This is a genomic window from Mycobacterium sp. DBP42, assembly GCF_005924235.1.
Lineage (GTDB): Bacteria > Actinomycetota > Actinomycetes > Mycobacteriales > Mycobacteriaceae > Mycobacterium > Mycobacterium syngnathidarum.
The window spans coordinates 20,547-32,576 of record NZ_VCMY01000025.1; the positions used below are offsets into that span (position 1 = coordinate 20,547).

Here is a 12,030-nt window from a genome sequence, read left to right on the forward strand (position 1 = left end):
GTGATAGCGCGCTGTATCGCTGCCCAGGCGCAGCATGTTCAGCGGAACGTATCCAGGACTGTTGTTACAGTTCGCGTTTCGTTGCGGCTGTCGGGCAGACCCGCGTCGCCATGTGCTAATCGATTGCGGCACGATCTCGTGTCGTTCCTCCGGTCAGACCGATGTCAATTGCGTTGGCTGAGGCCATGGTTGCGGTGTAGGACGAGCACGCACCATCTGCGGCCACCAGAACCACCTTCCGAGTAGCGCCGCGATGGAGGGGGTCATGAATGCCCGCACCACCAGTGTGTCGAACAGCAGGCCCAAGCCGATGGTGGTGCCCACCTGGCTGAGCACTGTCAGCGCACTGACCGACATACCCATCATGGTGAACGCGAACACAAGCCCGGCAGCGGTCACGACCGATCCGCTACCGCCCATGGTCCGGATGATCCCGGTTTTCACGCCGGCGTGGATCTCCTCCTTGAGCCGCGCTACGACCAGCAGGTTGTAGTCGGCTCCGACGGCTAGCAAAATGATGACCGACATGGCCAGCACCATCCAGTGCAGCTCGATACCCAGGAGGTGCTGCCAGATGAGGATAGATAGCCCGAAGGCGCTGCCCAGCGAGAGCACTACGGTGCCCACGATGACCACCGCGGCAACGACAGCTCTTGTGATGATGACCATGATGATGAAGATCAGGCTGAGCGCCGCGATCGCGGCGATGATCAGATCGTAGCGATTGCCGTCCGACATGTCTTTGAACATCGATGCGGTGCCGGCCATGTAGATCCGGGAGCCTTCCAATGGTGATCCCTTGATCGCCTTCGCGACGGCGTTCTCGATCGGCTCGACGCGCGAAATACCTTCGGACGACATCGGATCGCCCTCATGGGTGACCATGAAACGGATGGCATGTCCGTCGGGCGACAAGAACATGTCCATGCCGCGCTTGAACTCGGCGTTCTGGAACGCCTCCGGCGGCAGATAGAACGAGTCGTCGTTGCGCGCTTCGTTGAATGCCTCGCCCATGGCGTTCTGGTCGTCCTGCATCGCGGCTTGCTGATCCTGCTGGCCCTTCTGAGTTGCATATTGAGTCAACAGCATTGCCTGCTGGGTCTTCAAGTTCTCGATCATCGACGGCATCAGCGTCACCATTTCGGGCATCAGCGCCGCGAGGCGATGCATGATCGGAGTGAGTTCTTTGAAATCGGCAGTCATCGTGTCGATGCCGTCGAGGGTGTCGAACACCGATCGCAGCGCCGAGCACACCGGAATATCGAAGCAGTGCGGCTCCCAATAGAGATAGTTACGGAACGGCCGGAAGAAATCGTCGAAATCGGCGATGCCATCACGCAAGTCTTCGATACTGCCCACCATGGTGTCCATCTTGGAAACCATCTCCTGCATGAGCCCAGCCATCTCAGTGGTGATAGCTGACATCCGCTCCATGTCGGCGATGTTCTTCTCCATGTCCTGGGCCTGCTTGAGCGTGTTCGCCAGCAAATTCTCCTGGTACTTCTTGTTGAGCTGTCCCGATACACCCTGCATGCCCATCTGGTAGGCGAGCGACGTGTTCTCGATCGGCGTGCCCTGCGGACGAGTGATCGTCTGCACTCGCGCGACACCGTCGACACCGAAGATCGCCTTTGCGATCCTTTCGATGACAAGGAAGTCGGCCGGATTGCGGAGATCCTGATCGCTCTCGACCATCACCAACTCCGGATTCAATCGGGCAGGGTCGAAATGGCGTTCCGCGGCGGCGTACCCTTCGGCTGCTGGGATGTCCTTGGGCAGGTAATTGCGGTCGTTGTAGTTGGTTTTGTAGCCAGGCAAGGTCAGCAGACCGACCAATGCGAGCGCAATCGTGGCGATCAAGATGGGGCCGGGCCAGCGCACCACCGCGGCACCGATCCTGCGCCATGCCCGCACCCGTAGCTTTCGCTTGGGTTCCAGCAGACCAAAGCGGCTGGCTACCACCACCATTGCCGAACCCAGGGTCAAGGCCACGGCAACGATCACGACCATGCCGATCGATAGAGGCACAGCAAGCGTCTGGAAGTAGGGCAGCCGGGTGAATTGCAGGCAGAACGTCGCACCTGCGATCGTGAGACCCGAACCCAGCACCACATGCGCGGTGCCGTGGAACATCGTGTAATACGCCTGTTCTCTGCTCTGTCCGTAACCTCGGGCTTCCTGATAGCGCCCGATCAAGAAGATCGCGTAGTCCGTGGCGGCCGCGATGCCTAGGGTCACCAACAGATTGGTCGCGAATACTGAGAGTCCGATGATCTGGTGGTAGCCGAGGAACGCCACCACTCCTCGCGCCGCGAACAACGACCCCACGACCATCGCGATGACCAAGAACATCGTGACGATCGAGCGGAAGACAAGCATCAGCATCACGAAGATGATCGTGAATGTCACTGCCTCGATCAGCTTCAAGCTTCGGTCCGCGGCGATCTGCTGATCAGCCGTCAGGGCCGCCGGCCCGGTCACGTAGGCGGTCACTCCGGCCGGGGCCTGGACACTGGCCACGATGTCCTGTACCGCGGCAATGGACTCGTTGGCTTTGGCCTCACCCTGGTTTCCCGCGGTATACACCTGAACATAGGCCGCTTTGCCGTCCGGGCTTTGGGCTCCGGTCGCCGTCAGTGGGTCACCCCAGAAGTCCTGCACATGCTCGACGTGCTCGGTGTCAGCCTTGAGCTTGTCAACGATCTCGCCGTAGTAGCGACGGGCCTCGTCACCGAGGGGCTGCTCGCCCTCCAGCACGATCATCGCCGAGCTGTCGGAATTGAATTCCTCGAATACCTTGCCGATGCGCTTCATGGCAATCATCGACGGTGCGTCGTCGGAGCTCATCGAGACCGACTGCTGCTGACCGACAACTTCCAGCTGCGGCACGGTGATGTTCAGAATGGCGATGATGGCCAGCCAACCAAGGATGATCGGCACCGACAGTCGGCGGATCCACACCGCAAGCCGTCCACGCGCATCCTTCGGGGGTGCCGGCTCCGCACTCGTCCGCGTTTCGCTTACTGATGTGCTCATGCCGATTTCACCAAGCAGAAGGTCTGGGCGGCCATGCCGGTGTAGGTCCTCTCGTCTTTGACTTCCCCGTCGATGCTGACGCGGCAGGTGATGCTGTCCCCGTCACCTTGGGCGATGATGTTCGGGAAAGCTGATGGGTCAGTGGTTTTCAATGTCAGGGTCCATGGCAAGGGAGCACCGTCCACGCGCTTGGGCCGACTTTCCAGATCCAGATAGTTGATGTCGGCGTAGGTTCCATTGCCGAACACCTCGTAGGTCACAACCTTGGGATCGAAGGGCTCGGGATCATTGGCGAAGTTCACCGGGGTCACCCGGGCGCCCTCCGCGCCGAAGTAACCGCGGACTCGGTCGACCACCAACCCTGCGACAACCACCACGGCCACGATGAGCAGCGGAATCCACAACTTTTTCAACACCTTCACCGCAGTCCTCCTAAAAGTTAGGCAACGCTCGTCATCACGACGATCGGCACGGCCCCGACGACATTGGGGACTGCGCCCCGATCATGTCCAGCTCATCGAACTGGCAAGGCACGGGTAGTTCAGCGTTCGTGACCGCCTGCATGCCGCCTCGGCGTCCCCCGTTGGGGCCCAACGGGAATGGTCCTTTCACTGGCCGGCCACCACATATGCGGAGTCGGAGGGGCGTTTGCACGGTTAACATAAACAAATAAGTGGACCGGGTCAATCCACATAACTTGTGACCTACACTTCGCAGATGGACACCGGCCGACTACCCCGGCGACCGCTGCGCAAAGACGCTGTCCTCAACCGGCAGCGCATTGTGGAGGCGGCACGCGAATTGTTCGCAGCGCGTGGTCTTGAAGCCACGCACAAAGAGGTCGCCCACTACGCCGGGGTGGGTGTGGGCACCATGTACCGGCGCTTTCCCACCAAGCAAGCGCTGGTCGATGCCATTTTCGAGGACGGGATCGACGAGATCACCGCACTGGGGGAAACTGCCCTGGGTATGTCTGACTCGTGGCACGGCTTCGTGTTCTTCATTGAGGAGATGTGCCAATTGACGGCACGGGACCAGGGACTGCGGGAAGCTGTGCTCAGTCGCGCCCACGGCGGCGACCGAGTCGAAGCGGCGCGACTGCGTCTGGATCCGATGGTCGCCAAAGTCGTCGAGAAGGCCAGTGCCGACGGCTACCTTCGCGCCGATATCGGCGACACCGACCTGCCCCTGGTATCCATCATCGCAGGTGCCGTCACCGAGTTCGCCGGCGACAGTCGACCTGAATTGTGGCGTCGGTATGTGGCAATCTTCCTCGACGGCCTGCGATCACGGGTTGACCAAGCGCCCCTCCCGGTGGCAGCGCTGACCAGCGAGGAGCATGAAGCGGCGATGCGCAGTTGGCATGCGAGCCAACAGCGTCCACTGCCCCAGCACCCTGATGACCGTGCGATAGACGACGAAACTGCCACCCAACCCGGCGACTGTCAATAGACGTACTAGAGACTGCTTGGTCGATTTAGGCACGGCCGCGCAGTTCGGCGTGTGGGAATGCGAACCCGCCGACTGGGCAGTCGTCAACCGACCCCACACCGAAACCTGCTACATCGCCGCGGACAAGGAGACGATCACCGACAACGAAACCGGGAGCGTTGGCGAAATATCCACCGAGGGTTTCGTCACTCTGCCTCGGGGTCGCAGCGACGCTGATCGAGCCCGGATCCCGACGATCGCCGCATCTCTCCCAACTTCGGCACGGCCGGGTCCCTCCGGCCGTCACCCTCGGGGGACGCCGCGGGTTTTCCCGCGGGTTGTGCGCTTCGGCGATGCGGTCGTCTGCGGTCGCAGCAGCGATTGCAGCAGTGGCGCAAGGAGTTCCAGCATCTCGTCCATGTCGACGCTGACCAGATCGGGCAGCTGCAAAATGTATCGCTGGCTGGCGATACCCATGAGCATGGCACTAGCCAGCGCGGCCCGCAGTCGCCCATCGGGTGCATCGATGGTGGGCGCCATGGCATCGATGGCGTCGTGAGTGATGTGTTTACGCAAGAGGTCGGCAGCTACTTCGCTGGTCATGCTTGTACGTAGCAGCACGGCCATGGGGCTGTTGGGGTCAGAGGCCCACGCCGTGAGCATGGCCCGGGTCAGTTCGGTAGTGGTGGCCACTCCGACGCTGTTCAGATCAGTTACTGGTATGTCCCAGTGCACTGCTTCCTGAAAAAGGGCCTCTTTGGTGCCGAAATATTTGATGACCGAGGACTTGTCGGCATCGGCGACAGCTGCGATAGCTCGGATGGTGGCCCGGTCATAGCCGACTTCAGCAAATACTTCACGTGCGGCCTCAAGGATCCGCCGACGTGTGCGCTGCCCCTTGCGCTCAGCGGTCGAGTCGGCCATCGATTCGGGCTCTGGGACCGGCGCGGCACTGTTCACCGTGGCTTTCCTTCCCGTCGGTTTCCTGGGGGAATGCTACCCAAGACAAAAGTAGACACGTGGTGCTAAATTGGGCCACGGTAGTTGAAACCACCGACAGGCTAGGAAAGGAGGCTCAACGTGACACAACCACACATGGACTGGGAAAGCCTCTATCGAGGCGACATCGCACCGCCGTGGAGCATCGGTGCACCTCAGCCTGAGCTTGCCGCCTTGATCCAACAGGGTGAGGTCCGCAGTGACGTGCTCGACGCCGGATGCGGACACGCCGAATTGGCGCTGTCGCTAGCTGGCGGCGGCTACACCGTGGTCGGTCTGGATGCCAGTGCTACCGCTGTGGCGTCGGCAGCAGGTGCCGCCGCTGAACGGGGCTTGAGCACTGCCACTTTTGCTCAGGCGGACCTCACCGACTTTCATGGCTATGACGCCCGATTTGCCACCGTGATGGACAGCGGATTGCTCCATTCGCTTCCCGTCGATCGTCGACAGGCTTACCTGCAGGCGATCCATCGCGCGGCCGCGCCGGAAGCGAAACTGTTCGTCTTGGCGTTCGACAAACACGCTTTCGGAGGGCAGGCACCCGGGCCCGGCGGGTTCACCGCGGAGGACTTGCGCGAGACGGTGGCGGCCGTGTGGACGGTCGATTTCGTACGGTCGGCCAAGCTGTACGCCAACGACGTGCCGATGCCCGAAGGCGCGCCACCGACGACAGAGGTGGAGCGAAACGCTGAGGGCCGATTGGTGATGCCGGCATGGCTGCTGGGCGCGCACAAAGCGAATTGAGCGTCCCGCGAGGTGATCTCAGCAACGTGTGGCCAACACCGCGAGGCGGCGTCCCAATTGCGCACGGCGTCCCTGAACTGGTCGGCGGTGGGCACCTCCACTGGAAGCGCCGCCGCTTGTCCGGGTTGAGCGTGTCTGCCACCGACGAAAATGACCGCGTAGCGGCGGCGCCACTTCTCGGGCCGGAAACCGCCGGCGAACTCGGTGACGGTACCGGCGTGACCGACACGAACGGCATGTCGGCGTCGTCGATGCCTGGGCGCGGATCGACGAACATGTCTGAACGCGTCACGAGGGAGCAGACGTGCAATTTTCTGGCCGCAGCCTTGCGGCCGTACCTACCCCGATGAGGCCGACATCGTGAACCTGCCGGCGAGCTGAGCGAGAGATCGAACACATGTGGCGACACCACAATCGGCACCGTCGCGTCCTGGCACACCGTGCCAGTGATAACCGCAACGCGCCCGCCAGTCGCAGCGAAGTGACCGAACCCAAACCAGGCAACGCATGGTCGAGGAGTTGATCAGAATGCGCCGACACCAAAAAGTCCTCGACTGCCACGCGACCCGCCCAGGCCATCGACCACGGGTGACCGATGGCCAGGACATTGGGTTGACGGAGGCCTTCATGTCCGAATTCGATGCACTTCTGGCCAGCGGCGATCGTGACACTGCCCTTCAACTCCTCGATCACCAAATGCGGCATACGTACGCGCTTCTGGATGCCGTGACCGAGTTCGAACAGTCACTCGACGACGACTAAGCGACCGAAGCTCACATGAGCCCCCCGGGCGTACCGTGTTCTGATCCGGGACATCGCTGATAATGCTCACTGAGCGACAGTTCCCATGCGATCCTTCACACCCCTCCCGCCGAGTCGCGTGGCCCGTCAGCGGCCACTCGGACCAACGGCGCCTGTGAGGTGTCAACGGCAACTGAAAACTGACCAGCTGTCGGCAATCCAAAATTGACCAGCTTGGGGTTCATTGGTCGTCGGCCGTGACGGTGGGGACGCGGCCGAGATCTCGGTCTTTGATGCGGTAGCTGTCTCCTTTGAGTGCGATGACCTCGGCGTGGTGCACGAGACGGTCGATCATGGCTGCAGCGACGACGTCGTCACCGAAGACCTCGCCCCAGCGTCCGAAGGGCTTGTTGGAGGTGACGATGAGGCTGGCCCGCTCGTAACGCGAAGACACCAGCTGGAAGAACAGGTTGGCGGCCTCGGGCTCGAACGGGATGTAGCCCACTTCGTCGACGACGAGCAGTGGGTAGCGGGCCAGTCGGACGAGTTCGGCTTGCAGCGTGCCTCCGTGGTGAGCGCCGGCCAGGCGATCGACCCATTGCGACGCGGTGGCGAACAGGACCCGGTGCCCGGCTTGGCATGCCCGGATCGCGATACCGATTGCCAGATGCGTTTTCCCCGTTCCCGGCGGGCCGAGGAACACCACGTTGTCTTTGGCGGTGACGAAGTCCAGAGTGCCCAGATGGGAGATGAGGTCACGCTTGAGACCTCTGGCATGGTCGAAGTCGAACTCCTCCAATGATTTCCGCGACGGGAAGCGGGCAGCTCGGATGCGTCCTTCACCGCCATGGGATTCACGGGCAGATACTTCACGCTGCAGACACGCCACCAGGAACTCCTCGTAGCTCCAGGTCTCGCTGCGGGCACGTTCGGCAAGCCGCCCCACCGCCTCGCGCAGGGTGGGCGCTTTCAAGGCCCGGGTCAAAAACGCCAGCTCGGCGGTCACGTCCCGGCTGCTGGTGGTGGCTTTGGCGGCCATCACGCCACCGGTCCATCTAGGCCCAGTGCCGTGTCGTAGTCGGCCAGCCGGCGTTGTTCGACCTCGACGTGAGCGGGCACGGTGAGGACCTCGAAGCGGTTGCGGCGCAGCAGCTTGGCAGCATCAAGGTGCTCGGGATCGCAGATCGTCTGGTGTTTGGCCCAGATCCGCCCATGGTCGGCGACCAGGGCGCCAGCGCACCAGACTCGGACCCGCTCCAGATCTGCGGTGACTTCGATGCGCCGCCCGACCGAGCCGGGATGCACCGAGTAGGCGTTGCTATCCAAGCGGATGTAGTGATCGCGCGGCAGCCGTGTCGAATTGCGCCATCCCACACTCGGCCCGACTGGCGGCAACGCCAGCATCGCCGCCTTGTCGGCGTCAATCCGGTCGGCCGGGCGGCATCCCAGCACTCGGTGTTGGCGGTGATTGGCTCGCACCAGCCAGTCGGCCAACTGGGTGTTGAAGTCCGCCGGTGAGGCGAATACCCGCCCCGGCAGGAACGCGCGTTCAAGGTAGTCGTGGAAACGTTCCACCAAGCCTTTGGCTTCAGGGTCGGCCGGTTTGCAGATCAGCACCTTGGTGGCCAGCGTGCCANGAAACGCCTGGCATGCCGCGGTCAGTTCAGGTTGTCGTGCCCGNCAGCGCCCGACCGCGCCTTCGCCGTCCCACACCAACACCCGCGNCACCGCACCCAACACTGAAAGATGCTGCCACCAACCGGCATACAGATCTTCTGCGCTGCGTGTCGGGATCAGCAGCGCGGATGCCCACCGCGAATACCCACACACCATCGTCAACACCGGCAGTGCGGTGGCGGTGCGGACCTGACCGTATCCGACCGGCACCTCGATATCGGGAAACCAGAAGTCGCATTGGGCGATCTCGCCGGCAGCATAGGTCGTGCGTGAGGCTGGGTCCGGCGGCAGATACACCGGCCGCAACTCCCGCACCCGCTCACTGAGCGTCCGGATCGAATACGACCAATCGATCCGCTCGGCAATCACCGTCGCCGGCATTCGCGGATAGGCCGCCAACAGTTCACGAATCCTAGGCTCGACCTCGTCAACCACCGACCCCACCGGCGCACGCTCATACTTCGGCGGCCCCTGCGAAGCCAGCGCCGCCTTCACCGTGTTCCGAGAAATCCCCAACACTCGCGCGACCTCCGAGATCGGCAATCGCTCCGACCGGCGCAACCGCCGGATCTCTGCCCAGTCCTCCACGCTCAACACTCGCTTCCTCCCTTGACCGATAGCCAAGGGTCTCCAGGAAGCTGGTCAATTTTCAGTTGCCGCGCACTGGTCAGTATTCAGTTGCCGTCGACATGAGGCAAGATTCGAGCTGAAGAGGCGAGCCGTGGGCAGTTCTGATCAGGGCGGTCTGTTCGCGCGTGCGTTGTTCGGCGGGCCCTACATTTTGGCTACGTCCGATATTGATGAACAGGCGCGCGCGGCAAAGCTCCGGTCAGGCTCACCCTCGTGCGAGGGAGCCTGAGCAAAGGCCGCCCGAGCACACCCAACGATGTGTCTCCGACAGTAGGTAGCCCCCGTGAGCTCGGCGAGAGCACCGACCCGGCCCAGATCCGCGCCGGCCGACACTCGCCGGTAATGGGACCCAACCGGTCGACCATGCGGCCTGAAATCTGGCCGATCGGCCAGTCCTGGGGTCGAACCAGCTGGCCAGTCCGTCCCAGTCGCGCCGGTCACCGCCCTTCGAAGCGGCAAGGATACTCGACAGCCACCCGGGTGGCGGCGTAGCCCACCAGCAATGTCTTCAGTTCGGGGGTGCGGTCGTCATCGAGGTCGAACCGGTCGGCCAGGCCCATCAACGTGTCCTCGGCGCCCACCAGTGAAGAGTCAAGGTTGTCCTGGGCGATAAAGACTTCGTTGACCTTGGTGCGCAACCGGCCGTCATCCGGCCACGACTCGGCTGCGAGTGCTTCGAGTGCGTGACGACGGTGTCGAGGGACTGTAGCGGGATCTCGCGCATCACTAGGGTGTCGGCCAGCGCCGTTCCGTAGAAGCGCTGCACTTGTCGTCCGTGGCGGGTTGCCGTGTAGCGGAAGTGGCGTGGCAGTAGGTTTCCTGTACCCAGCGCACTTGAGTTTGATCGGAGCGAGCTGAGACTGCGGCCCATTCACGCAGTTGTGTCAGCCTCGTCTCGACCAGGCGCAGGTCTATTTCCTCACCGCGTGCATGCAGCGAGATGGCGACTTCAAGGGGAGCGAGGTCAGTCGGTGAGGATTCCAGCACGCGCCCAGTGTCATCGTCGAGCCCCTCTCGCAAGAGAGCTGAGCATCCGGCGAGGCGCTCTCAGCAGCGTGTGGTCAACGCCGCGAGGCAGCGTCCCGGTTGCGCATCGCTTCGTTGAGTTGCTCGGCGGTCGGCGCTTCCACCGGCAGCGCGAGCTGTCCCGGTCGGGTGCGCATGCCGTCGAGAAGAATCGCCACGTAGCGCCGCCACATTTCGGGTTGGAAGCCGCCGGCGAATTCGGTGACGGCGCCCGCGATAATCGACACGAATGGCATGTCAGTAGGGTCGATGGTTGGGCGCAGGTGACCGTCGGCGCGGGCTCTGTCGACGACTTTGGCCAGGAGAGGGTCGAGCCGGAGGCGGGCGGCTTCGATCCGGTCGCCTCCGTCGGCGCGACGGAAAATCGCCTCTCGCAGTCCGCGGTCGCGTGCGGTCCGTGCGCACAATTCGTCAATGAAGAACAGCAGGCCGTGCCAGGAGTCCTCCCTGCTCAACGCGGCCTCAGCGAGAGCAGCGATCTCGTCGATGCCGTCTTCGAAAATGGCGTCCATGAGGCTCTGCTTGGTGGGGAATCGGCGATATATCGTGCCTACACCGACTCCGGCGTGTTGGGCCACCTCGTTGTGGCCTGTTTCCAGGCCGTGTGTTGCGAACAGCTCGCGTGCCGCCTCGATGATGAGCTGCCGGTTGTGCAGAGCGTCTTTTCTCAGCGGCCGACGCTTGCGCTCAGCGGTGTCCACGTGAGGAGTGTAGTTCGCTCACACGTAAGTGGAAAACTTTTTCCGCTTAGCGTGAGGTACGTCCGCAACGCGTTTGTCCAGGGTGCCGGTGAATCCATCACTTGCCGCATCACCAACGACGATCAGGTTGGAGACGAGAGCAACGTTACTGGCTCTACACCATGTTCGGCGGAACCGCTCACCTGGTGCTGGGTTACCCGAGCACCGCGCCTTTTCAGGTCCGCTCCCTGTCCAAGTTCCGTCCGAATCACGACCGGCAACTCTGGCGATATCAGCACATGTCGAGCTAGATGACTGTCAGACCGCCGTCGACGACGAGTTCGGCGCCGGTGATGTAGCTGCTTTGGTCACTGGCCAAAAAGAGGATCGTTGACGCGATTTCGTCGGGCTGGCCCGTTCTTTGCAAAGGCGCGGTGTTGATGATGGCCTGCCGTCGATTGAGAGCAGCGTGCGCTGCTTGCGGCCCGACGTTGCCTTCGGGCGGCCCGGTATCGACCGCGCCGGGGCTCAGAAGGTTGACTCTGATTCGCCGGTGGCCCAGTTCGGCCGACCACGTTCGGGCGAATGACCGCAGCGTGGCTTTGGTGGAGGCATAGAGGCTCAGACCGGGCTGGCCTCGGTGGGCCAAGGTGGATCCGACAAGGATCACTGATGCGCCGTCGCGCAACACGGGCAGCGCCTTTTGCACGGTGAAGAAGACGCCGCGGACATTGACGCCGTACGCGGCGTCGAAGTCGGCGGGTGTGGTCTCGGCCAGCGGTGCCCACACCCGCAGCGCGGGATTGGCAACGACGATGTCGAGGTGCCCGCTGATGGCCGAGACTATCGCATAGAGTTCGTCGAGGTGGGCGAGGTCGCCGGCGTTGCCACAGACCGCGTAGGCGTTGGCGCCTAGTTCGGCCAGCGCCTTGTCGAGTCGGTTTTGGTCGCGGCCGGTAATGATGACCCGGGCACCTTCAGCGAGGAAGCGATGAGCGGTGGCCAGACCGATTCCCCGGCTGCCGCCGGTGATGACGGCGACCTTTCCTTCCAGTGCTCCCATGGT

The 12,030-nt window shown here is 62.7% G+C and carries 11 protein-coding genes; 3 read left to right on the forward strand and 8 right to left on the reverse strand.

What is annotated here, in order from left to right; translation table 11 throughout:
- Window positions 1-153 precede the first annotated feature (153 nt).
- On the reverse strand, window positions 154-3,036 hold the full coding sequence (locus E0T84_RS20670; RefSeq protein WP_138745380.1) for an RND family transporter: 2,883 nt from the start codon (window positions 3,034-3,036) through the stop codon (window positions 154-156).
- Entirely contained in the window at window positions 3,033-3,458 is a 426-nt protein-coding gene (locus E0T84_RS20675) for an MmpS family transport accessory protein (protein ID WP_138745381.1), read from the reverse strand. Before E0T84_RS20675 ends, E0T84_RS20670 begins: the two co-directional genes overlap by 4 nt.
- A gap of 295 nt (window positions 3,459-3,753) precedes the next feature.
- Between E0T84_RS20675 and E0T84_RS20680 the strand changes: the two genes are divergently transcribed.
- On the forward strand, window positions 3,754-4,488 hold the full coding sequence (locus E0T84_RS20680; RefSeq protein WP_138745382.1) for a TetR/AcrR family transcriptional regulator: 735 nt from the start codon (window positions 3,754-3,756) through the stop codon (window positions 4,486-4,488).
- A 282-nt stretch (window positions 4,489-4,770) separates the two neighbouring features.
- On the opposite strand, the gene E0T84_RS20685 is transcribed toward E0T84_RS20680, so the two are convergent.
- Complete coding sequence (locus E0T84_RS20685; protein ID WP_138745429.1) at window positions 4,771-5,391, reverse strand: TetR/AcrR family transcriptional regulator; 621 nt, start codon at window positions 5,389-5,391, stop codon at window positions 4,771-4,773.
- 156 nt (window positions 5,392-5,547) lie between these two features.
- On the opposite strand from E0T84_RS20685, the gene E0T84_RS20690 reads away from it, so the two are divergent.
- Both E0T84_RS20690 and E0T84_RS32580 read left to right on the forward strand, forming a co-directional pair.
- The gene (locus E0T84_RS20690; protein ID WP_171055117.1) at window positions 5,548-6,210 is read left to right on the forward strand and encodes a class I SAM-dependent methyltransferase; all 663 of its coding nucleotides are present in this window, start codon (window positions 5,548-5,550) and stop codon (window positions 6,208-6,210) included.
- A gap of 627 nt (window positions 6,211-6,837) precedes the next feature.
- Window positions 6,838-6,972 carry a hypothetical protein gene (locus tag E0T84_RS32580; protein ID WP_256366548.1) on the forward strand — a complete coding sequence of 45 codons (135 nt, stop codon included), beginning with the start codon at window positions 6,838-6,840 and terminating at the stop codon, window positions 6,970-6,972.
- Window positions 6,973-7,192: 220 nt separating this feature from the next.
- Here the strand turns inward: E0T84_RS32580 and istB are convergent, their stop codons facing one another.
- The 5 genes from istB to E0T84_RS20715 all read right to left on the reverse strand — a co-directional run bounded on the left by istB (window position 7,193) and on the right by E0T84_RS20715 (window position 12,027).
- Window positions 7,193-7,990, reverse strand: coding sequence for an IS21-like element helper ATPase IstB (gene istB / locus E0T84_RS20695; RefSeq protein ID WP_138745383.1), 798 nt, complete (start codon window positions 7,988-7,990; stop codon window positions 7,193-7,195).
- Entirely contained in the window at window positions 7,990-9,225 is a 1,236-nt protein-coding gene (istA, locus tag E0T84_RS20700) for an IS21 family transposase (RefSeq protein WP_138745384.1), read from the reverse strand. The genes istB and istA overlap by 1 nt, the downstream gene beginning before the upstream one ends.
- 470 nt (window positions 9,226-9,695) lie before the next feature.
- Window positions 9,696-9,896 carry a hypothetical protein gene (locus E0T84_RS20705; protein ID WP_138745385.1) on the reverse strand — a complete coding sequence of 67 codons (201 nt, stop codon included), beginning with the start codon at window positions 9,894-9,896 and terminating at the stop codon, window positions 9,696-9,698.
- Between the two features lie 423 nt (window positions 9,897-10,319).
- Window positions 10,320-10,985 carry a TetR/AcrR family transcriptional regulator gene (locus E0T84_RS20710; RefSeq protein WP_138745386.1) on the reverse strand — a complete coding sequence of 222 codons (666 nt, stop codon included), beginning with the start codon at window positions 10,983-10,985 and terminating at the stop codon, window positions 10,320-10,322.
- A gap of 286 nt (window positions 10,986-11,271) precedes the next feature.
- A complete protein-coding gene (locus tag E0T84_RS20715) occupies window positions 11,272-12,027 on the reverse strand; it encodes an SDR family oxidoreductase (protein WP_138745387.1) in 756 nt (251 codons plus the stop codon).
- Window positions 12,028-12,030 lie beyond the last annotated feature (3 nt).